This is a genomic window from Limosilactobacillus gastricus DSM 16045, from assembly GCF_001434365.1.
Taxonomy (GTDB): domain Bacteria; phylum Bacillota; class Bacilli; order Lactobacillales; family Lactobacillaceae; genus Limosilactobacillus; species Limosilactobacillus gastricus.
The window spans coordinates 14,504-35,381 of sequence record NZ_AZFN01000005.1 but is presented as its reverse complement, the minus strand read 5'-3'; the positions used below and the strand labels follow the sequence as shown (position 1 = coordinate 35,381).

Sequence of the window (20,878 nt, the reverse complement as noted above, 5' to 3'; positions counted from 1 at the left end):
ATTTTTAAATTGTTGGGTATACAATACTCATACATTAGAAATTTATTAGAAATCAATTAAGGAGTGATTTTATGGCAACATTTAAATATTCGAATCGAGTTCCTGCAGATGGTACGGATGCCGTTGGAGCAATCTTGGCAGCGGCAGCGGACCCATCAATTATTTCCTTTGCCGGTGGTCTTCCCGCTCCTGAACTTTTCCCAGTCGAAGCAATGAAGAAGGCAGCTGAAGCCGCTTTTGACGAACACGGCCAACAAGTCATGCAATATGGTGATGCCCGCGGGGTTGCCGCCATGCGTGAATTAGTTACAAAGATTGTTAAAGAACACGAAAACATTGATGCCAAAGACGAAAATATTTGTATGACGTCAGGTTCGGAACAAATCTTGGAATTAGCTGCTAAAGCCTTAGTTAATCCTGGTGACACTGTTTTAGTTGAAGATCCAACTTATCTTTGTGCGGTTGACGCTTTTAAGTCATACGGGGCTAACCTAGTTGGGGTCCCAACAGATGAAGATGGCTTGATTCCAGCGGAATTGGAAAAGACCGTTCAAGCACACCCGGAAGCAAAGTTCTTATATGTGATCCCAACTTTCCAAAACCCAACTGGTCGGACAATGCCAGCAGAACGGCGGAAACAAGTCGCTGAATTAGCTTCTAAGTATGACTTTTTAGTCTTTGAAGATAATCCATACGGTGATATTCGTTTCGAAGGTGAACACGTTGATGCCATTAAATCATATGACAAGACTGACAATGTCGTTTATATGGGAACCTTCTCCAAGATTCTTTCCCCAGGTTTCCGGTTAGGATACTTTGTGGCTGATCCTGGTTTTGTAAAGAAGTTTACAGTTTTGAAACAAACGGCTGACTTGGGAACTGACAACCTGGTTCAATGGTGTACGGTTAAGTTCTATGAACAAAATGATGTTAACGAACACGTTAAGCAGATCAGTGATCTATACGGTCAACGTAAAAAACTGATGGAAGAAGGTATGAAAAAGTACTTCCCTGAAGGCGTTACTTATACTCACCCTGAAGGTGGGATGTTCCTATGGGTAACCGTACCTGGTGTCGAAGATACGACAGAATTATTTGAAACCTGTCTAAAACAAAAAGTGGCCTTTGTACCTGGTGAACCATTCTACGCTGCTAAGCCAGAACCTGGTCATCTCCGACTCAACTACTCCAATATGAAACCTGATCAAATTGAAGAAGGTTTAAAGCGGCTTGGTAAAGCACTTGAAGAAGCCATTGCTGCTAATAAATAAGCTTGATATAAAACAACTCCCTAGCAAAGCTAAGGAGTTGTTTTTGTATATTAAGCTGGTAATTTTTGTCCGGTCCGAGCTTTTAAGGACCAGAGAATACATACCGTATCAATCACTTCTTGAAGCAATGCTCCAATAATCGCTGGAATCCAACCAGTCATACAAATTAACATTAAACCGATACAGATGAAAATCCCGATCAACACGGACTGTTTAGCAACTTTTAAGGTATCGCGAGCAATTAAGACGGCCGAAGCAACTTTCTCAAGATTATCAGTCATGATAACAATATCAGCCGACTCACTTGCCGCCGTTGAACCCCGCGCCCCCATGGCAATCCCGACGTCAGCCGTTTTGAGAACCGGAGCATCATTAACCCCATCTCCGACCATGACCGCCGGGCGTTGATCAGGAGTCAGCGCCTTAATTCGACTAATCTTATCCGCCGGTAATAAGTTCGCTGCCACTTGATCAAACCCAATTTCTTGACCAATCCGTTTAGCGGTTTCTTCCTGATCACCAGTTAACATCATTTGATTATTAATCTTTAATTGATGCAACTCACTAATTGTTCGAATTGTTTCTGGACGTAATTGGTCCTCTAAAGTAATGCAACCCGCATATTGACCATCAACCGAAACATATGATGCAGTTTGATTTAACGGTTTGATCGCTTGATCGTCCGTAACAAAGATCAATTTCCCGACTTTGACTAAGTGATCATTGACCATAGCTTGTAGACCATTTCCCGTCACTTCTTTGACTTCATTGGTCGTTATTAATTTAATCTGATGGTCTAAAGCATAATTAGTAATTGATTGGGCAATTACATGACCAGAATTTTGTTCCACGCTCGCTGCTAATTGTAAAACTTCATCTGAGGTGAAGTGATCAGCAGGTTTCACCTGATCAACCGTTAAATTTCCTTGCGTCAAGGTCCCAGTTTTATCAAAGGCCATCGTTTTAGCAGTCGCTAATTTTTCGATCGAATCCCCAGTTTTTACGACAATCCCGTTTCTCGAAGAGCGTCCCATCCCTGACACGAAAGCTACAGGAGCTGCTAAAATCAACGGACATGGCGAAGCCACCACCAAGACTTGGGCAAATCGAACGGGATCTTTACTCATCCACCAGGCAATCCCAGCTAAGACATAAGCTACAATCGTAAAAGGAATGGCATAGCGATCAGCTAAACGAACAAAGCGTCCTGGATCGTTTTCAGCTTGTTGAATCAAGTGGATTAATTGTTGATATTGACTGTTAGCTGCCGTTCGTTCAGCAACCACCTTCAACATACCTTCCGTATTCACTGACCCAGATAAAACTTGATCACCCACAGTCTTTTCAACGGGGACTGATTCACCGGTTAAGGATGATTCGTCTAAACTGGAATCACCTTCTAAGACCCGACCATCGACTGGCACAAGTTCACCTGGTCGAATTAATAAAACATCATCAACCTTAACCGAGTCGGCTTTAATGTCTTCAACTTGATCTCCATTTAAACGGTGGGCTTGTTCTGGCGAATTATCTAAAAGGCTTTTTAACTCACTATTGGCTTTCCTATTAGCATAGTCTTCTAGGGAATCACCACCAATTAACATTAAAAGAATAATCATGGAAGCCCAGTAGTCACCGACTGCTAGCGTCGCAACAATCGCTGTCACGGCCAGAATATCAACCCCAAAATCCCCATGGATCATTTTCTTAATCATTTCAATCAGCATCGAAATCGTTACTACCGCTCCGGCAATGGTAACCACAATCTGCGCATATAAGGGAAGACCAAAGCCCCATTGTAGAATAGCTGCTAAGATCGCAATCCCGAAAATGGTTATAAGTTTTTGTTTATGTGTCATAATCATCCCTCCTCTTATATTATATTAGAATCATTCTAAAATGTATAAAGGAAAGATATATTAAATGTATTTATTAGCACCGGCACGCGACACCACAGCTACCACAATCATCTAAATAAAAATCGTTTCGTTGATTGGCTTCAATTAGATCACTAATGTCTAGGCCCTCCCGCTTAGCAATCTCCTCCATCACGACACTAAACCGTTGCCGGAATTTATAAATGTAACAAAAGATCGCGTCTTGATGGCGCACATCCGGACCGACTACAAAGATATTAGAAGCAACTGTCGATTCGTCAAATTCATTGAGCACCATTTGATGACCGTCAAAACGGAATAAGTCTGGCCATAAAGTAACTGGACCCGCGGAAAAACCAATACATAAAATTGGTCGCTCCTTACTCTTCATCCGTCGCCCGTCTTCAAAAAGCAATTCATAGCCGTGATCATTATGGATAACGTCAACGAGGTGTTGGTGGCGAACCAAATTGACTCGATCAGCATGATCAAGTAATAAATTCATAAACCGATGCCGAGTATGAGGTGCCAAGCGAATACTAGGATCTGCTTCATCAGCATCTAGTCCCGTTTCATCGGTAATGACCGTTACTTTATCGCCCAGTTGTGCCAGGTTAATTGCCGCATCGATCCCACTTTCATTCGCCCCCACGATAATTTGATCATGCCCACTAAAAGATTCCCAACTATCTACTTGGCTATAATGAACGACATTCTCAGGGTGAGGAGTTAACCTCGGCGTATGGTATTGTCCCACTGCCATAATTAAATACTTCGTCGTAATGGTGCCTTGATTAGTAATAACTTGATAGCCATCATCTACGGTCAGAATATCTTTAGCAGTGGTATGTTCGATAATTGGTAATTGATAGGCTTGAGCCACTAACTTTAAATAATGAGCATACTGACGACCACTTAAATGTTCCATACCAAAGGTATAGGCCGGCGAAGTATCAATTGTCACTGCATTTAAATCAGGCATTCCAAAACCATTACTGGTAAATGATGGAGTAATGAACCGAGTTTCGTTGGGCCACTTTTGGAAACTATCTCCGATCTCCCCTTGTTCAATAATCTGGAAATCAGGATAATTAAGCTGTTTTAAGATCACGCCCATGCCAATTCCGGCTGCCCCAGCCCCGATAATGGTGATTTTATTCATTAGTTGATTCTCCTTGAAACTTGAACTTTAACAATAATTTTTGACTAAATAAGAGGCCGGTCTGATGGGCTATCATGGTCCCAATTACTGTGACGATAATCGCGATGATAACGGCTAATGATTCCGCCAGAATGAAGCGACTAGTTTCCTCTGGTTGGCTAAAAATCCCACCAAATTTAATTAACATTAGTCCTCCGACCCCAACTAGACCCCCAATTGCATTCATCGCAAAGGAATCCACCGCATCATAAAAAGTTACAGACTGATTCATTTTATTTATAACGGTTGGACAGGCGATACCAGCCACGAAGGTAACCAGGCCGATCTCAAGTGGTCTAACATACCCAACCAGACAGGTACTGGTAACTAATCCACAGATAATGCCATTTAAAAGATCATCTGTTTCGATGCGTTTGGCTACTAAGCGAGTAAACAACATCCAGCCAATCATCGCGCCAATTACCGCCCCCAGCGTATTGACCAAAACCTGATTAGCTAACTGATTAAAATGACCAGCTGGTGCTAGGTTGAAGCCAAACCAACCAATCATGATCATTAAGGTGGCCGCATAGTTAGTCCGAAAATCATTTTCACGGATGGGATCATTGATTGGCTGCACTTTTCTGGCCAAAACTAAACTGGTTAGCCCAGCGGTCAAATGGACGACAATTCCACCTGAGAAATCCAAGGTCCCCATTTGCCTTAACCATCCCTGGTCATTCCAAATTAGGTAGGCGATTGGACAATAAACTAAAAGAGTCCACAGGGGCACAAAGCCGATAAAATAGCGGATACCTTGAGTAACTACAATCGTCCCAATTAGCATCACAATAGCATACAGGTAAAATTCCATTTGAACTAGTCCCGTTACGATGTTGCTAACGGAACCAAATAAAATGTTCGCCCCCCCGTTTAACTGATTACCAAAGGCAAACCAACATACGATCGCGACAAAAATGGCAACTGTCATCCCCAGCAAAGCTTTTTCTTGACCTTGTTGTCCCAGCATTCCCACATACAATATAGGAACGCTAAAAATCATTGGCAACATGATGAGAAAGCAGACTAACTCAAACATCACTAACTCCCCCCTTTTTTCAGATAGTAAAGATTACTATTTATCAAGGAGTTGAGTTTAACATTATCTAATTTTATCTGTCAATGTATTTTTAGCTTCTTTTTACTCGTTGACAAAACAGACAAAACAAATTTATATTAATTATGGTTACAATTGTTAAGGAGAAGAAAATCAATGGAAAATATAATTGTTGCGCTTGTACTTTGGGTTCTTGGGGGCTTAATAATTTGGAAACTAATACTCCCCGACTGGAATAAGAAGAAGCGTGTTCGAGCTATTCTATGGGGATTTGTTGCTTTTACATTTATAATTGATGGTTTCGTTGGTATTACTGGAAATTACGAAAACACTAATTCATCATCGGAGAATACAAGTTCTTCAAGTAAAATCTCTTCGAAACAATCTCAAAGTTCAAATAAGGCATCATCAAAATCTTCATCCAAAAAAGGATCTGAGTCTAAAGCTAACAAGGCTCTAGAAAAATGGCTTGAACAAGATCAAGAATGGGCATATGGAAAACTTGATAGTGACGGCAACTCTACTGATAGCGGCGAACCCCAATCACAGTTTAATTGGTCCACGCATATTCAAAAGATGACCTATTCAAAAAACGATCATTTAAGTATTTATTTCTTTGACTCTCAATCGCTATCAAAGACAGAAAAGGATGAGATAGTTTCGTCTGCTCGAAATTCGGCAATTGCCGCTTTAATGGATGCCGGAGTGATTGACGATGATGAAGCTTCCGACGGACTATCAGTCACAGTCTATCAGGGAAATAAGATCATTGGCACAAGTAAAATTCTTAATAAAAACGAAATTTTGTGGGATTAAATACTAGGATTTAGTATGACTTTACACATATTAAATCCTTTTTATTTACTAAAATTTTGCATAACAAAAGAGCAGTTTAACGACTTACTCAGGTCAGCTAACATTAATCTTTACTTGTTACTTCAATTTGATCGACATCTTTAAGATAGATCGCATTACCGTAGCTAAAACTTCCAGTGGTGTTGTATACAATAGCTTCACCAATATCATTATCAAAATCTATATCTACCATAAAGACTTTTTTGATTTGACCATTCTTAAATCTTACATTTACCCATTTCCCAGAAAAGGCGTCATCAATATCATAAATATATGTCTGATCGGTAATCTTCATTTTCATCTCCACCTGTATAGATTCTAATTATCATTCACAATTATCTTCTCATCTTTAAACTTTTGAAAAAGAAAAACCCTCGCATTAAGCAAGGGTTTTTCAGATAATTAGCCTCGACGCCGTTCAGCGATCCGAGCACTTTTACCAGTTCGTTCACGTAAGTAGTAGAGCTTAGCCCGACGAACCTTACCATGACGAACAACTTCGATCTTTTCAACTCGTGGTGAGTGAAGTGGGAAAGTCCGTTCAACACCAACCCCATTACTGATCTTCCGAACAGTATAGGTAGCACTGATACCTGAACCGTGGCGCTTAATAACCACCCCTTCAAACACTTGCACACGTTCACGTGAGCCTTCAACAATGAGGGCGTTAACACGCACCGTGTCCCCGGCCCGAAAGTCAGGGATATCACTACGTAATTGACTGGCAGTGATCTTTTCGATTAATTGATTTTGACGCATAATCATCTTTTCCTTTCGCCGACATTCATTCGTTCCCACGGAACCAGCGGAACACCGTTAATCACGGCTAATAGCCAATAACTAACTTAACACATTCCATTACTTAGTTCAAGTTATATTTTACTTTAAGGATTGTACAACCTGATTGACAATATTATCAACAGTAATGCCATTTTGAGCTAAGTAATCTTGCGGATTGTAACGATCTGGATAAGCCTTTTTCACTCCGTAATTTTGGACCTTCAAATCAGTATTGCCGAGGTAACTGGCTACCATTTGACCGTATCCACCTTCTAAAATTCCATCTTCTAAGGTTACAACTACTTGATGATCGTCCGTCAGACTATCTAGCAATTCCGTATCCAAGCCCGTAATAAACTTCGGGTTAACGATCGTTCCCTGAATTCCATGATCATCCGCTAATTTCTTAGCGACTTCTTCAGCCAGTGAATAGAAGTTTCCTAAACCAAAGAGGGCTACTTGAGATCCCTTTTGCGTTACCTGATTCTTGTTTAAAATGGAGTAATCAGTATGATCAACCGCTCCCGTTTCTCGCAGTGGACCCACTGGTACCCGAATAGCTACTGGATGGTCCTTTTGGTCGATCGCCCAATCCATCATCGCTAAATGTTCTTCTTTGCTAGTTGGTGCTAAGTAAACTACGTTTGGGATGTGGGCTAAGAATGGAATATCAAAGAATCCCAAGTGGCTCTCATCGTTCATCCCACTAACGGACGCCATGTAAACCAACACCGTTGCCGGTAAATTGTTTAAGGCAATATCATGGGACCATTGATCATAGGTCCGTTGCATAAATGTCGAGGCCACAAACCAAACTGGTTTGGCACCGTTCTTAGCCAATCCAGCTGACATGGTCGCCGCTTCTTCTTCAGCAATCCCGACGTCAACAAATTGACTCCCTAAGGCTTCGCGTTGTTGCTGATCAAAGGCAAACATTGGCGTACCAGAACTAATGGTAACGACATCCGCATCTTTTTGGGCTTTTTCCATTAGGTAATCAGTTGTCACGCTACTATAAGTAGGTTCGTTATTGCCAAAGCTTTGGTAAGCTCCAGTTTTCGGATCGTATGGACCACCAGCGTGAAAGGCTTCCCGATTTTCTTCCATAAATGGAATACCCTTCCCCTTTTGCGTATGGATATGCAAAAGAACGGGATGATCAGTGTCTTTGACATCTTGGAAGAGCTTAATTAATTGTTCAAGGTCATTTCCTTCATCCAAGTAATGGTAATCATAACCTAAGGCTTTAAAAATATTATCTTCCGCCGTTCCCTTACTTTGCCGCAAGGTCCGCAAAGCGGTGTAAATCCCGCCAGCAGGGTTCTTAGCAATGGATTGATCATTATCATTTACAATCACGATAAGATTAGTGTTTTCAGTGGCAATTTGATTCAATCCTTCATAAGCCATCCCACCAGATAGCGAGCCATCACCAATGACAGCCACAACATTATATTGGTCACCCTTGACATCCCGGGCTTTGGAAACCCCAGAAGCTAATGCTAAAGAAGTTGAAGTATGTCCAATCGTGAATAAATCATGCTCACTTTCCTTGGGGTTGGTATATCCAGATACATCGTCGTAGTGAACTGGATCCAAGAAGGCTTGCGCCCGCCCAGTTAACATTTTATGAATGTATGATTGATGCGAGACATCAAAAATCAATTTATCAACTGGCGAGTTAAATACATAATGTAAGGCAATGGTCATTTCAACCATTCCAAAGTTTGGCCCATTATGGCCACCATGGTGACTTGTTTTTTCTAATAAAGCTTGCTGTGCTTCGGCTGCAAGTTGAACTAATTCTTCTTTTGATAATGACTTGACGTCTTGGGGTGAATTGATTTGATTTAAGATCATAATAAACTCCTTTATAGATGTGAAATTAATTTAATTCAGTAAAAACTTGCTCAATCGAATGCTCACCGGGATTAATCTGGATTACCTGATGATATGTATTCGGTTTGTCGACTACCGTTGCCAAAACTTTCGCAACATCAGGAATTGGGATCGACGTTAATCCCTGTTCGCCTAAAGCAATATTCCCCGTCCCGGCTTCATCTACCAAGATTCCTGGTTGAATAATCGTGTAATCGAGATCAGTTTGGTTTACTAGATAATTGTCAGCGAAAAACTTGGCAATATAATAGTTTTTCAGTTTCTCAGACCATTTACCTGGTTCCAAGGTATAAAGGGCACTCAACATCACAAAACGGTTAATTCCTAAGGCTTTAGCCAACTGCATTAATTTAACTGGCCCATAAGCGTCCGTTTGTAATAGATCTTGGCCCCGTGATCCGGCCGTAAAAACAATCGCCTCCACTCCTGATAAAAGCGGTTTAATTGTTTCGGGATCTGCATGCAAATCTAATTTAACCGGTACTATCTGTTCTGTAGCCATAGCTAAATCAGGATTTCGTGATCCAGCCACCACTTGATGTCCGGCAGCAACTAAATCTTGAACCACATTCTGACCAACCCGGCCACTGGCTCCGGCTAACCTGATAGCGATCAGATAATTCGGCCACGCGCTTTACAATTGCGAGATCTTGTTCCTCGGTGGCATCGTACTTCTTTTTAGCAATCTCATCCGTCTGACTTCGCGCGGTATCGGCGTCCCAGTCACGGATGACCCGCCCGGCTGCAAAAGGACTATAAGGGGCCAGACCGACACCAGAATCCTTACAAAATGGCATCATTTCTCGTTCGTCTTCCCGGTATAACATATTATAGTGGTTCTGCATCACTGAGAATTTTGTCCACCCATGCTTATCAGCTACATATTGGGCTTTTTGAAGTTGCCAAGTGTACATCGCAGAAGCCCCTAAATAACGGACTTTGCCGGAACGGACTAGATCATTTAGAGCCGCCATCGTTTCTTCAATTGGCGTTTCATAGTCCCAACGGTGAATGTATAAAATGTCAATATAGTCTGTTCCTAAGCGATTTAAGCTGGCTTCCACTTGATTAAAGATCGCTTTGCGTGATAGGCCGGTCGTATTGGGCGCTGGTTCTAAACTATCACCGAAGAAGAGCTTGGTGGCAATGATAACCTCATCACGGTTGGCAAAGTCTTTTAGAGCCCGTCCCACGTATTCTTCACTGGTTCCATAACCATAAATGTTGGCTGTATCAAAGAAGTTAATGCCAATCGACAAGGCCTTTTTGATGATCCGGCGAGTACCTTCTTCATCCAAGATCCATCCCTGATGCATTCCCCCTAGATTGGCATCACCAAAGCTCATTCCACCTAAACAGATTTTCGATACTTGTAATCCGGTGGTTCCTAAACGAGTATATTCCATAAGGTTCTCCTTTAATTTTCCGATAAACGAGCTACGTATGCTTTAACTCTGGTCTCAACATCTGGTCTATTTAGATCCCGAACTCCTGTTGTAACAAACGGTTCAACCACCTTCAGTCCTGTATGAAATTTAATGGTTTTAATCGGTTTTAGGATTTCATCAACAGTAATTTCAAATCGACCATCCGATGTATAGTCATCTCCAATTGCGCCGAAACTTGGTACTAATAATAATTCTTTATCCTGCAGGGTCCGACCATTAACTCCATGAATCCAACCAAATTCTAGGACATCATCAAACCATTGCTTCAACAAAGGTGGCACCTGATACCAATATATTGGGAATTGCAAAACAATCCTATCCGCAGCTTCCAAGGCTTCTTGTTCAGCCTTAACATCAACTTTAAAATCAGGATAAAGTTGGTATTCGTCACGGACTTCAAATCCGGCCTCTTGAGCCCCTTGAGCTAGTGCTCGATTCAACTTTGAACCATCATTTAAATGCGGGTGAAAGGCAAATACTGTCGTCTTCATAATTAATTATTCTCCTTGATAATCATTAATTTTCTGAGCAATTAAATTCGCTTGAAACTCATTAACATCGTAAGTTGCTAAATCGGGAAAGTAAGCATCTTGGGCAATCATCGCTTGTAATTCATCGCGATTAGCGGCTTTAGCAATGACTAGACCTGCCATTGGTCGATCCCGATAAGGACCAACCAAGAGAAAATTGCCAGCTTCATACTGGCCCTTAAACCAAGCTCGATGCTTTGCTAACAAGTCCGCTTCTTGATCCTTTGGAACTTGATTAGCTTTAATTGTAATATTTATTAGGTACATTGATGACCTCTCATTTTAATAACATCAGTAAACAATTATTGATCATTTCTTCGGCTGACCAGTAGACATACGGGACATCCGCTTGATCCATGGCCTGTCTTTGTTTATCACTTACTATCGTATAGGGATAAACTCCATACAGGAATGGAAAGAAAGCAAAGACCACTCGATCAATCTCCGTCGATGACAACTGTGGGAAATTATCCTTCAGTAAAGATTGGATCAACTGAATTGACTTCCCATACACGGTTTTTAGACGGATTAAGGCTTGGGGACGACTTTTTTCATCCAATGATGACATATCAACCGCCAAAATCTTCAGTAACAAAGGTCGCCGAGCTAAAGACTGGGCAATTTCACTAGTAAATTGTTCTTTCTCTAATGGAACTTGATTTAACAAATCTGTTAAGTCTTGATTCCATTGCTGATACTCACGCTCTAATAATCCCAACAAGATTTCTTCTTTATTATCAAAATAGGTATAAATTGCCGTCCTAGTAAAAGATAATTGTTCGCCAATCATTTTTAGATTTAAATCATAAAATGACATTTGCTGGTAAAGCTTAGCCGTAACATTTAAAATCTCTTGCCGGCGGGCTTCCGATTCACATTTGGTTATTCTAGCCACAAGCCACCTCCTTTAATATGACTCCGTGTCAAATTAATGTCATTATACGCCAATTTGACTCCGTGTCAAATTATTTACCAAAAGAAAAAGGATCGTCAACTATTCCCTAGTCGAGATCCTCATATTCTAACTTTAAGTCTTGTAGCATAATTGCTTGTTCGGGACTTAAATGGGCTTTTTCTAATAAATCAGGTCGGCGCAATAAGGTCCGACGTAAGGATTCACGCATTCGCCATTCTGCAATTTTTTGATGATTCCCACTCGTCAAAACTTCTGGAACTTGCATTCCCCGAAAATCCGCCGGTCTCGTATATTGCGGATACTCCAACAGACCATTAGAAAAAGAATCGCCCGTTGGTGATTCCTGGTTGCCCAAAACCCCCGGCACGAACCGAACTGTTGCATCAATCATGACCATGGCCGCTAATTCTCCACCAGTTAAAACATAATCACCCAGCGAAGCTTCATCCGTTACCAGCTGACGGATCCGTTCATCATAGCCCTCATAATGACCACAAATAAAGGTCAGATGGTCCTCTTCCGCTAACTCCTGGGCATAGTCTTGGTCAAACTTGCGCCCTGCTGGATCCATTAAAATCACTCGTCCTCTAGGTAATTGACCATCGATTTCTTTTTTGATGTGATCCATGGCATCAAAAATCGGTTGGGCTTGCAATAACATCCCTGCGCCGCCACCAAAGGGCGCATCATCAACGTGACGATGTTTATCAGTGGTAAATTGACGAAAATCCGTTACGTGAAGGTCAACGAGTCCGTCTTCTTGAGCCCGCCCCACAATTGATTCACCTAGTGGTGCCGCAAACATATTGGGAAAGAGGCTTAAAATATCAATTCGCATTATTCTAAGCCCTCCAATAATTCAACCGTCACTTGTTTCGCATCTAGGTCAACTTTTTTAATCACATCATCAATAACTGGTAATAACAGGTCGGATTGGCCTTCTCGTTGCACCACCCAGACATCATTTGCTCCGGGAGCCAAGATTTCTTTAATTGTCCCTAATGAACGACCATCGATGGTCTGCACCTTTAAGCCAATGATTTGACGATAATAATACTGGCCCTCTTCAAGTTCGGCTTGATCCGCCTCCGTCACACTGAGTTGGGCATTCCGAAAATGCTCTACTTCGTTGATATTATCAAATTCAGCAAATTTCACCAACATGGTTCCCTTGTGTGGACGAGCTTGCTTAATAGTGACTGCAATTGGTGCTTGCCCAGCTTGTTCGATCCATAATTGATTACCAACTTGAAAGCGTTCGTCGACAAAATCCGTTGTAGTAATTACCTTTACTTCGCCCCGGATACCATGAGTATTAACTATTTTACCAACTTTATATAAGGTCATCCTTTTCTCCTATAATAGACAAAAACTCCCACAAACCTGTGGGAGTTACTAATGATTTAAGCCAAGCATAAGTGCAGCTGCATCAGATTCCTACTATTTCATATAATAGAGGTTTCCTCATGAATACTCACGCTTAGTGAATATTCATTAGTTCTTTGAATACTTAGCTTCGTGGAACTTCTTCATAACACCAGCCTTTTGAAGCATGTTACGAACAGTATCTGAAGGTTGGGCACCCTTTTGTAACCAATCCATCACTGCTTCTTCATCAAAGTTAACTTGCTTTGGAGTAGTTAATGGGTTGTAAGTACCTAATGATTCGATGAAACGACCATCACGTGGTGCGCGAGAATCGGCAACAACGATCCGGTAGAATGGACGCTTCTTGGAACCCATCCGCTTTAAACGAATTTTAACTGACATGGCATGACACCTCCTTTTTCTTTTTTCAACATGTAATACTATAACAAGTTTTCAATTTGATGTAAAGGTTTTTTTCTTGACAGTACAAATTTTCCAAAAATTTCGAATCCCCGTGAAAAATAAATTATAATGCAAGATAGATAAATAGCAAGTTTAGCCAATTCTTGCTTTAATTAAATTCAAACGGAGGTTCTTAAGATGACTACTAATTTACCAAACGATCCCTATGATTTACGTAAAGTCCTGAAAGAATTACAAGACCAACCAGGCCAATATCACGAAACCAACGAACCGGTTGATCCTATGGCGGAATTATCGGGAGTATACCGATACATTGGAGCTGGTGGTACCGTTCAACGCCCCACCCAAGAAGGGCCAACAATGATGTTTAATAATATTAAAGGCTTTAGCGACGCCCGGGTTTTAATTGGTCTCATGGCCAGCCGAAAGCGAGTTGGACAAATTTTCCATCATGATTACCAAACCCTAGGACGCTTTTTAAAAGACTCCGTCAATACCCCAGTACATCCAATTAAGGTTGATCATGACCAAGCACCGGCCCAAGAAGTCGTTCACCGGGCAACGGATCCAGATTTTGATATTCGTAAAATCATTCCTGCTGCCACTAATACGGAATTTGATGCTGGTCCCTACATCACGGTCGGCGTGGTAAAAGGTTCCAGTCCTGATCAAACTATGACCGACGTTACCATCCACCGAATGGTCTTAGAAGATAAAGACACCATCGGGATGTACATCATGCCGGGTGGTCGGCATATTGGTCATTTCCTCAAACAATATGAAGACTTAGATCAGCCAATGCCGATCACCATTAATATTGGCCTCGACCCAGCAATTACCATCGGCTGTACTTTTGAACCGCCAACAACTCCCCTAGGTTACGATGAATTAGACATTGCCGGTTCCATTCGTCAAGAACCAGTCCAATTAGTTGATGCTGTTACAGTCAAGGAACAAGCGATTGCCCGGGCTGAATATGTGATTGAAGCAGAAATTCTTCCTCATGCCAGCATGCAAGAAGACATCAATACCCACACGGGTTATGCCATGCCCGAATTTCCCGGCTATAATGGTGACGCCAATCCTGCTGTTAATGTAGTTAAGGTTAAAGCAGTTACTCACCGCCAAGACCACCCAATCATGCAAACAATGATTGGTCCCAGTGAAGAACACGTTTCAATGGCCGGGATCCCTACTGAAGCATCAATTCTAGATCTGGTCGATAAAGCTATCCCGGGTAAGGTTACGAATGTTTACAATCCGCCAGCTGGGGGTGGAAAGTTGATGACCATTATGCAAATTCATAAGGACAATGAAGCCGATGAAGGGATTCAACGTCAAGCCGCCCTACTCGCCTTCGCTTCCTTCAAGGAACTTAAGACGGTCTGGTTGGTGGACGAAGACGTGGATATTTTTGATATGAATGATGTCGTCTGGACAATGAACACCCGTTTCCAAGGTGACCAAGATGTTGTCGTGATCCCTGGGATGCGCAACCATCCACTGGATACATCAGAACGGCCCGAATATGACCCTAAATCCATTCGGTTTAGAGGGATGAGTTCCAAGACGATTATCGACGGAACAATTCCATTTGATATGCGGGAGACCTTTAAGCGGGCACCTTTTAAAGAAGTTAAGGATTGGCAGAAATACTTGGAATAAGGTGAGAATATGAAAAAGATTATTGTTGGCATTACCGGTGCTTCCGGCGTGATTTACGGGATTGATCTTTTAAAAAAGCTCCATGCGCTCCCAGAAGTTGAAACCTACCTAGTTATGTCAGCCTGGGGGAAGAAGAATATCGAATTAGAGACAGATTATGCAATTAGTGAAGTAGAAGGCCTTGCTGACCACCTCTTTAAGAATCGGGATTTGGGTGCCACAATTGCCAGTGGGTCCAATCTGTTTGATGCTATGATCATCGTCCCGGCAACCATGAAAACTGTTGCCGCCCTTGCCATCGGTTATACTGATGACTTAATTACCAGAGCGGCTGATGTGACAATTAAAGAGCAACGACAATTAATTATTGTCCCACGAGAAACTCCGCTCAGTGCTATTCACCTCGACAATTTAAGTAAACTTGCTCACCTTGGTGTCCAGATCATTCCTCCTATGCCGGCATTTTATCAGCGACCAACTACTATTCAAGAACTCCTCGATCAGCACTCCATGCGCCTGATGGATGCTTTAGGAATTAAGCAAGAAGTTGGTCGACGCTGGGAAGGAGATTAAAGTGAATTTCACGATTCAAAAATCTGGTCTTCAGATGCAAGCTGAACTGAAAATCATTAATGGTGACCTCCTCATCGTCTTAACCGGGGGTGACACCCCGCACATCGGTACCATTACTGCTTTTGATCAGGCAACTAGAACGATTACGACAACCCAATTTACTAGTCATGATAACCGGAAACATAAGGATCAAGTCCTGGCGGAAGAACTTTTAAATATCATTCGACCAGTCTTACCCGGTAACTGTGTCATTACTTCAGGAGTTCACGTTAATAGGATTACAAAAGCACAGATTCAAGCCACTTTTCCAATGGCCCAAAATTTAGGTCAACAAATTAAGGCATGGCTGCAAGAACTCCCTCTCGAAATTAAGAAACCGGAATATCATTAATAGTTGAGGCTGGAAAGAAACATCATCACGTTCTTTCCAGCCTCTTTTTAACTCACAAATTTAATGTTCCTTGTTGCCAAGGCAATAATAATTGCCATTAAAACGGCCACTATTCCGATAACAATATCGCCAGCAAAGGCCATTTGAATGCTGATATCCGATAAAATCCCGGTAATAATGGGAACGGTGAATGAAGCGATCGCCCCGAAGAAATAAAAGACGCCGGTTACCATTCCCCGATGTTGCGGATAGAGTTTCATAAATAAGGTTAAACCAGTTTGCATAACGCCACTAGCAGCACTGAAGCCAAAGATAAAACTAGTAATTTCCGCCACCACTAACTGATGAGAAAGCACAAGCATTATCAAAGATCCGTTAGCGATTAAATTCATCGCAATGATAATCTTCGCTTCACCAACATTTCGTCCTAATAGGATAAATAAAGTTAGTACTCCCAAAATGGACCCAATACTATATAAGGAAAGTAACCAATGACTTTGACTGGCAGTATAGTACTGACTGTTTTCACCAAAAAGGGTAACCCATTGCGTAAACCAAATCATCAGCGCCATTGAAACATAGCCATAAATAACGAAGGCGCCACTAGCGATTAAACGTCCAGGATTGTTTTTTCTCTCCTGGCTATCCTGCTTCAAACTCGATGTTACTTCTGGTCGTTTGGGGAATCTAATCGGCATTAATAAAACTGCATTTATCGCCAATAAGCCCGCCATAATCAAAAATGTCCAACCGTACCAGCGCCCATCACGGGAGAAAAAGGAAACCAGAAGCGGCAAAATAAATTCCCCCACCGAAACCACGGCCCGCAATAAAACATTGAATTGCCCATTACCATTGTTCATTTCAACAAAGGTCGTATAGGTACCAGCATCAAGAGCGGAATTGGCAATCCCTGCCAAAATTGCTAACCCGTAGGCAACTGGAATGCTCGGTGACATCACCATGCCGATCGCAAAAATAAAGTAACAGGTCATCCCAAGATAAACAAACAGCTTACGACTGAGTCGATCCGCCCAATATCCGGTGATCAAATAAGCAAGCAGGCGGCCAATCCCAACTCCGGAAATAATAAAGGAGACCATCTTAATGGTTACTCCCCACGACGAAGCTAAATTTGCCATATTTTGCGCTAATATTAACAAGCCAAAGCCATGAACAACATAATTCAGATATAAACTGAGCGATAATCGTCGACGTTGCCCAACCGTGATTGTCGTTTGATCCATATCAAGTTCTCCTTAAATATTGATTCATTTGTTTGTGATAAACCATACAAAGTTAATATGGATATTAGAACATACCTATTTAAGCAGGTCAAGTTCACCCTAATAATGATGGCGTTCAAGCCAACGCAAAATTTCTTGATAGATTTCAGTTTGCCGACTCGGGTCAACCAATAGGGAATGCATAATATATGGATATAAATGTAATTCCTTATCTTCCGAACTAATTTGATCGTAAACCGTTAAGGTGTCGTGATAGTCAACCACCCCGTCTGCTTGACCATGTAAAAACAAGATCGGATCAGTAATCTGATTTAAATTATCTTTTAATTCTACTGCCCCGTTCCCCAAGGCATTCATAATCCCGACTTTTAAATTGGCTAAATTAGCTGGATCCTGCGCCGCCCGCTGTTCAACCCGAGAGTCAGCATTCACGCCTTGACCGCCACTAGTCTGATCAGGAATGACCTGATGCGGATCAAGATTCAGAGGTAATTTCCCTAAAGTTGGGATCTGATAAACCGAAAAAGGATCTACAACAACGGCCCCCGCAATCTGACCCGTTGTTTTAGTGAGATAGCGCAAGATGGTAAAGCCACCCATACTATGCCCGATCAAAAAAGTTGGGAAATAGTAAAATTCACTCTTTACCTGTTCAACTATTGTTGCCAAGGTTGTTTCCAAATCACTAGCCGATTGTAAATACCCCCGTTCGCCTTCTGATTGGCCGTGACCAGGTTGATCGTAACGAAAAACATTACAGTGGTTAGCGAGCAAAAAACTTGTTAATTGGTCATACTTTTCCAGATGTTCTCCCAATCCATGAACAATAATGACATTGGCTTGCGGATAATCGGCTAAATTAGCAACAGTATGAATTTTAATACCTAAAGCGTCAATTAAAACTTGGTTCGTCCTTTGATCGTAAAATCCCATTTGATCCTCCCGAGTGAACACAAAAGCGACCAGGTGATTTCACCTGATCACTACATTAGAAATTAAGAAATGAATTTAGCAACCAATTATTAGTCTAGTTGGGCCAAGGATTGATCCAAATCAGCAATTAAGTCATCCACATTTTCAATTCCAATCGACAAACGAATGAGGTCTGGCGTAATGCCAGCAGATAACAATTCTTCTTCGCTTAATTGAGCATGGGTGGTTGAAGCTGGGTGCACTACTAAGGACTTAGCATCTCCAACGTTAGCTAATAAGGAGAAGAGTTTCAAATTATCAATAAATTTGACAGCCGCCTCGGCACCACCAGTTAATCCAATCGTAAAGATTGACCCAACCCCCTTCGGGAAGAATTTATCAGCTAATGGCTTATACTTGTTTCCAGCCAAACTCGGATAGTTAATCCAAGCGACCTTCGGATGATTGTTTAAGTAATCCGCTACCTTTTGAGCGTTTTCGACATGCCGTTCAATTCGTAGCGACAAACTTTCTAACCCTTGTAATAACAAGAAGGAGTTGAACGGACTTAAAGCTGCCCCGGTATCCCGCAGAATTTGTGCCCGTAGTTTCGTCGTAAAGGCGGCCCCACCAAGATCTTTCCAAACTAAACCATTGTAATGTTGATCAGGGGTCGTAAAGCCAGGGTAACGTCCTGATGCTTCGTAGTCGAATTTATCACCTTCTACGACAACCCCACCCATGGAAGTTCCATGACCACCAATAAATTTAGTAGCTGAATGAACGACGATGTCAGCCCCTAACTCTAGAGGACGGATTAAGTAAGGAGTTCCAAAAGTGTTATCAACAATCAGCAAGATCCCGTGCTTGTGGGCGATTTCAGCGACTGCTGGAATATCAATCAAGTTTGCGTTTGGATTACCAATTGTTTCCAAATAAACTACCTTGGTATGATCATTAATTGCCTTTTCAAAATTAGCTGGGTCATCAGGATCAACAAAATGAGTCGTAATCCCAAATTGAGGCAAGGTCGCTGCAAATAAATTATAAGTTCCGCCATAAATCGTCGATGCGGAAACAATCTCATCACCTTGACCGGCTACATTTTGAATCGCTGCTGTGACTGCCGCAGCACCCGAACCAAGGGCTACTCCCCCGGTCCCGTTTTCTAAGGCCGCCACCCGCTTTTCAAAGACTTCCGTCGTCGGGTTGGTTAGCCGTGAGTATATATTTCCCGCATCCGTCAAGGCAAACCGACCGGCAGCTTGTTCAGCGTCTTTAAAAACATAGGCCGTCGTTTGGTAAATTGGAACTGCCCGCGATCCAGTTTCAGCATCTGGATGTTGTCCCGCGTGCACTTGTAAGGTTTCAAATGATAATCCATTAGTATCTAAATCGTAAACTGACATGGTAATCTCCTTTTAGATCATGAATTTGTAACGACTTTTAATTAAGACTTAGCTCCACATGACATCATCATCCAGATCAAGGAGGACACTGACATATCCCCAATTCTGATAATGTTTCATTAGTATCCTCCTCGACTAACCTAAACTAAGGCAAAGCAACTTTTAAAAACATTTTTGTATAGCTTTAAAGCATCCTGGTGCCAAGAATCCTGGACATTATCTGGTTCCGGCGTCCCTTTAAAATAATTAGCCGGTAATTCAATGCTCTTTCCAGCTTCACTATCACGATGATACTCCTGGTACAAGGTCAAACGATCGTATTCGGGATGCCCCGTGATGTATGTGAAGTGGTGATCAGCGCTTTCGACAATTTGCGGGCCAACCACTTCATTTGCCGCAATCAAGACAAGGTTGGTACGCTCGATATTCATGATCCGGTTAGTAGTGTGACGAGAAAAGGGAATCTTCAAACGATCAACGTCGATCCCATCAAACAGTTCGCTCTCATGGAAAACCGTGACGGGATAAAGGCCAAACAATTTTTGATCCGTTGGGTATTTGGGTAAATCCGCCTCATAATACATACCGGCTTGGGCTGCCCAACAAAGACACAAGACTTTGGTGCAGTGATCGCGCGACCAATCAATAATCTGACAAAATTCATCCCAGTAATCAACTTCTTCAAAATCAACGGTTTCAACTGGCGCTCCAGTGATAATTAAGCCGTCAAAATGTTGATCCGCAATCTCTTGCCACGTGGCATAGCATTCTTTAATCGTCGCTGCTTGATTACTCTTGAAGTGATGAGATGTCGGATAAAAGAACGTTAATTCAACATCCGTTTCCAAAGCGGCTAAAACACGACGATATTGATTTTCAGTCGTTTCTTTAGTTGGCATCAAGTTTAAAATCGCAATTCGAAACGCTCCTGAAATACTTTGATCAATATCCTTGGTATACCCGTTTAAACTATATACTGTCATGTTAATAACCTCCTTGAAAATTTTACTTATTTGAATTTCTGTTAATAAAAAATCGTCCCTAAATAGTTGCCTA

At 41.8% G+C, this 20,878-nt stretch carries 22 protein-coding genes and 1 pseudogene; 5 read left to right on the top strand and 18 right to left on the bottom strand.

What is annotated here, in order from left to right; translation table 11 throughout:
* Positions 1–71 precede the first annotated feature (71 nt).
* Positions 72–1,271 (top strand): aminotransferase-like domain-containing protein, encoded by a 1,200-nt coding sequence (locus FC60_RS02320; RefSeq protein WP_056936893.1) that lies wholly within the window; start codon positions 72–74, stop codon positions 1,269–1,271.
* 50 nt (positions 1,272–1,321) lie between these two features.
* On the opposite strand, the gene FC60_RS02315 is transcribed toward FC60_RS02320, so the two are convergent.
* The 3 genes from FC60_RS02315 to FC60_RS02305 form a co-directional block, all read right to left on the bottom strand.
* Positions 1,322–3,130, bottom strand: a complete 1,809-nt coding sequence (locus tag FC60_RS02315) for a heavy metal translocating P-type ATPase (RefSeq protein ID WP_056936892.1) — start codon at positions 3,128–3,130, stop codon at positions 1,322–1,324.
* Positions 3,131–3,203: 73 nt separating this feature from the next.
* Positions 3,204–4,310, bottom strand: a complete 1,107-nt coding sequence (locus FC60_RS02310; protein WP_056936891.1) for an NAD(P)/FAD-dependent oxidoreductase — start codon at positions 4,308–4,310, stop codon at positions 3,204–3,206.
* Complete coding sequence (locus FC60_RS02305) at positions 4,303–5,388, bottom strand: ammonium transporter family protein (protein ID WP_056936890.1); 1,086 nt, start codon at positions 5,386–5,388, stop codon at positions 4,303–4,305. The genes FC60_RS02310 and FC60_RS02305 overlap by 8 nt, the downstream gene beginning before the upstream one ends.
* A 174-nt stretch (positions 5,389–5,562) precedes the next feature.
* Between FC60_RS02305 and FC60_RS02300 the strand changes: the two genes are divergently transcribed.
* Positions 5,563–6,222: a hypothetical protein gene (locus tag FC60_RS02300; RefSeq protein ID WP_056936889.1), complete on the top strand. Its 660-nt coding sequence runs from the start codon at positions 5,563–5,565 to the stop codon at positions 6,220–6,222.
* Positions 6,223–6,325: 103 nt separating this feature from the next.
* Here the strand turns inward: FC60_RS02300 and FC60_RS02295 are convergent, their stop codons facing one another.
* From FC60_RS02295 to rpsP, 11 genes and pseudogenes are all read right to left on the bottom strand, one after another.
* Positions 6,326–6,556, bottom strand: coding sequence for a hypothetical protein (locus FC60_RS02295; RefSeq protein WP_056936888.1), 231 nt, complete (start codon positions 6,554–6,556; stop codon positions 6,326–6,328).
* Positions 6,557–6,663: 107 nt separating this feature from the next.
* The gene (gene rplS, locus FC60_RS02290; protein ID WP_007122374.1) at positions 6,664–7,020 is read right to left on the bottom strand and encodes a 50S ribosomal protein L19; all 357 of its coding nucleotides are present in this window, start codon (positions 7,018–7,020) and stop codon (positions 6,664–6,666) included.
* A gap of 120 nt (positions 7,021–7,140) precedes the next feature.
* The gene (locus FC60_RS02285; protein ID WP_191978589.1) at positions 7,141–8,898 is read right to left on the bottom strand and encodes a 1-deoxy-D-xylulose-5-phosphate synthase; all 1,758 of its coding nucleotides are present in this window, start codon (positions 8,896–8,898) and stop codon (positions 7,141–7,143) included.
* Positions 8,899–8,926: 28 nt separating this feature from the next.
* Complete coding sequence (locus tag FC60_RS02280; RefSeq protein ID WP_056936886.1) at positions 8,927–9,553, bottom strand: SDR family oxidoreductase; 627 nt, start codon at positions 9,551–9,553, stop codon at positions 8,927–8,929.
* Positions 9,528–10,346, bottom strand: a pseudogene (locus FC60_RS02275) (aldo/keto reductase); the annotation flags it as partial. The pseudogene FC60_RS02275 and the gene FC60_RS02280, both read right to left, overlap by 26 nt.
* Positions 10,347–10,357: 11 nt before the next feature.
* Positions 10,358–10,879: an NAD(P)H-dependent oxidoreductase gene (locus FC60_RS02270; RefSeq protein WP_056936885.1), complete on the bottom strand. Its 522-nt coding sequence runs from the start codon at positions 10,877–10,879 to the stop codon at positions 10,358–10,360.
* Between the two features lie 6 nt (positions 10,880–10,885).
* Positions 10,886–11,185, bottom strand: a complete 300-nt coding sequence (locus FC60_RS02265) for a YciI family protein (RefSeq protein WP_056936884.1) — start codon at positions 11,183–11,185, stop codon at positions 10,886–10,888.
* A gap of 10 nt (positions 11,186–11,195) precedes the next feature.
* On the bottom strand, positions 11,196–11,813 hold the full coding sequence (locus FC60_RS02260) for a TetR/AcrR family transcriptional regulator (RefSeq protein ID WP_082601321.1): 618 nt from the start codon (positions 11,811–11,813) through the stop codon (positions 11,196–11,198).
* Positions 11,814–11,919: 106 nt separating this feature from the next.
* Positions 11,920–12,672, bottom strand: coding sequence for a tRNA (guanosine(37)-N1)-methyltransferase TrmD (gene trmD, locus FC60_RS02255; RefSeq protein ID WP_056936883.1), 753 nt, complete (start codon positions 12,670–12,672; stop codon positions 11,920–11,922).
* Positions 12,672–13,181: a ribosome maturation factor RimM gene (rimM, locus tag FC60_RS02250; protein ID WP_056936882.1), complete on the bottom strand. Its 510-nt coding sequence runs from the start codon at positions 13,179–13,181 to the stop codon at positions 12,672–12,674. The genes trmD and rimM overlap by 1 nt, the downstream gene beginning before the upstream one ends.
* Before the next feature lie 147 nt (positions 13,182–13,328).
* Positions 13,329–13,604 carry a 30S ribosomal protein S16 gene (gene rpsP / locus FC60_RS02245; protein ID WP_007122380.1) on the bottom strand — a complete coding sequence of 92 codons (276 nt, stop codon included), beginning with the start codon at positions 13,602–13,604 and terminating at the stop codon, positions 13,329–13,331.
* Between the two features lie 198 nt (positions 13,605–13,802).
* On the opposite strand from rpsP, the gene FC60_RS02240 reads away from it, so the two are divergent.
* Genes FC60_RS02240 through lpdD form a run of 3 tightly spaced genes read left to right on the top strand, consistent with a single transcriptional unit; the run spans position 13,803 to position 16,254 of the window.
* A complete protein-coding gene (locus FC60_RS02240; protein WP_056936881.1) occupies positions 13,803–15,290 on the top strand; it encodes a UbiD family decarboxylase in 1,488 nt (495 codons plus the stop codon).
* 9 nt (positions 15,291–15,299) lie between these two features.
* On the top strand, positions 15,300–15,863 hold the full coding sequence (locus FC60_RS02235) for a UbiX family flavin prenyltransferase (protein WP_056936880.1): 564 nt from the start codon (positions 15,300–15,302) through the stop codon (positions 15,861–15,863).
* Positions 15,838–16,254 carry a prenylated flavin chaperone LpdD gene (gene lpdD / locus FC60_RS02230; protein WP_420804646.1) on the top strand — a complete coding sequence of 139 codons (417 nt, stop codon included), beginning with the start codon at positions 15,838–15,840 and terminating at the stop codon, positions 16,252–16,254. Before FC60_RS02235 ends, lpdD begins: the two co-directional genes overlap by 26 nt.
* 47 nt (positions 16,255–16,301) lie before the next feature.
* Here lpdD and FC60_RS02225 read toward each other — a convergent pair whose 3' ends face one another.
* The 4 genes from FC60_RS02225 to FC60_RS02210 all read right to left on the bottom strand — a co-directional run bounded on the left by FC60_RS02225 (position 16,302) and on the right by FC60_RS02210 (position 20,805).
* Positions 16,302–17,501, bottom strand: coding sequence for an MFS transporter (locus tag FC60_RS02225; protein WP_056936879.1), 1,200 nt, complete (start codon positions 17,499–17,501; stop codon positions 16,302–16,304).
* Between the two features lie 99 nt (positions 17,502–17,600).
* Positions 17,601–18,434, bottom strand: a complete 834-nt coding sequence (locus FC60_RS02220) for an alpha/beta fold hydrolase (protein ID WP_056936878.1) — start codon at positions 18,432–18,434, stop codon at positions 17,601–17,603.
* An 89-nt stretch (positions 18,435–18,523) separates the two neighbouring features.
* Positions 18,524–19,822, bottom strand: a complete 1,299-nt coding sequence (locus FC60_RS02215; RefSeq protein WP_056936877.1) for an O-acetylhomoserine aminocarboxypropyltransferase/cysteine synthase family protein — start codon at positions 19,820–19,822, stop codon at positions 18,524–18,526.
* Positions 19,823–19,962: 140 nt separating this feature from the next.
* Positions 19,963–20,805, bottom strand: coding sequence for a homoserine O-acetyltransferase/O-succinyltransferase family protein (locus FC60_RS02210; protein ID WP_082601320.1), 843 nt, complete (start codon positions 20,803–20,805; stop codon positions 19,963–19,965).
* Positions 20,806–20,878: the final 73 nt, after the last annotated feature.

What these genes read in the sequence shown, in the direction of transcription:
- FC60_RS02320 (WP_056936893.1), top strand. Translation starts at nt 72, where the DNA reads ATGGCAACATTTAAATATTCGAATCGAGTTCCTGCAGATGGTACGGAT.
- FC60_RS02315 (WP_056936892.1), bottom strand. Translation starts at nt 3,130, where the DNA reads ATGACACATAAACAAAAACTTATAACCATTTTCGGGATTGCGATCTTA.
- FC60_RS02310 (WP_056936891.1), bottom strand. Translation starts at nt 4,310, where the DNA reads ATGAATAAAATCACCATTATCGGGGCTGGGGCAGCCGGAATTGGCATG.
- FC60_RS02305 (WP_056936890.1), bottom strand. Translation starts at nt 5,388, where the DNA reads ATGTTTGAGTTAGTCTGCTTTCTCATCATGTTGCCAATGATTTTTAGC.
- FC60_RS02300 (WP_056936889.1), top strand. Translation starts at nt 5,563, where the DNA reads ATGGAAAATATAATTGTTGCGCTTGTACTTTGGGTTCTTGGGGGCTTA.
- FC60_RS02295 (WP_056936888.1), bottom strand. Translation starts at nt 6,556, where the DNA reads ATGAAGATTACCGATCAGACATATATTTATGATATTGATGACGCCTTT.
- rplS (WP_007122374.1), bottom strand. Translation starts at nt 7,020, where the DNA reads ATGCGTCAAAATCAATTAATCGAAAAGATCACTGCCAGTCAATTACGT.
- FC60_RS02270 (WP_056936885.1), bottom strand. Translation starts at nt 10,879, where the DNA reads ATGAAGACGACAGTATTTGCCTTTCACCCGCATTTAAATGATGGTTCA.
- FC60_RS02265 (WP_056936884.1), bottom strand. Translation starts at nt 11,185, where the DNA reads ATGTACCTAATAAATATTACAATTAAAGCTAATCAAGTTCCAAAGGAT.
- trmD (WP_056936883.1), bottom strand. Translation starts at nt 12,672, where the DNA reads ATGCGAATTGATATTTTAAGCCTCTTTCCCAATATGTTTGCGGCACCA.
- rimM (WP_056936882.1), bottom strand. Translation starts at nt 13,181, where the DNA reads ATGACCTTATATAAAGTTGGTAAAATAGTTAATACTCATGGTATCCGG.
- rpsP (WP_007122380.1), bottom strand. Translation starts at nt 13,604, where the DNA reads ATGTCAGTTAAAATTCGTTTAAAGCGGATGGGTTCCAAGAAGCGTCCA.
- FC60_RS02240 (WP_056936881.1), top strand. Translation starts at nt 13,803, where the DNA reads ATGACTACTAATTTACCAAACGATCCCTATGATTTACGTAAAGTCCTG.
- FC60_RS02235 (WP_056936880.1), top strand. Translation starts at nt 15,300, where the DNA reads ATGAAAAAGATTATTGTTGGCATTACCGGTGCTTCCGGCGTGATTTAC.
- FC60_RS02225 (WP_056936879.1), bottom strand. Translation starts at nt 17,501, where the DNA reads ATGGATCAAACGACAATCACGGTTGGGCAACGTCGACGATTATCGCTC.
- FC60_RS02220 (WP_056936878.1), bottom strand. Translation starts at nt 18,434, where the DNA reads ATGGGATTTTACGATCAAAGGACGAACCAAGTTTTAATTGACGCTTTA.
- FC60_RS02215 (WP_056936877.1), bottom strand. Translation starts at nt 19,822, where the DNA reads ATGTCAGTTTACGATTTAGATACTAATGGATTATCATTTGAAACCTTA.
- FC60_RS02210 (WP_082601320.1), bottom strand. Translation starts at nt 20,805, where the DNA reads ATGACAGTATATAGTTTAAACGGGTATACCAAGGATATTGATCAAAGT.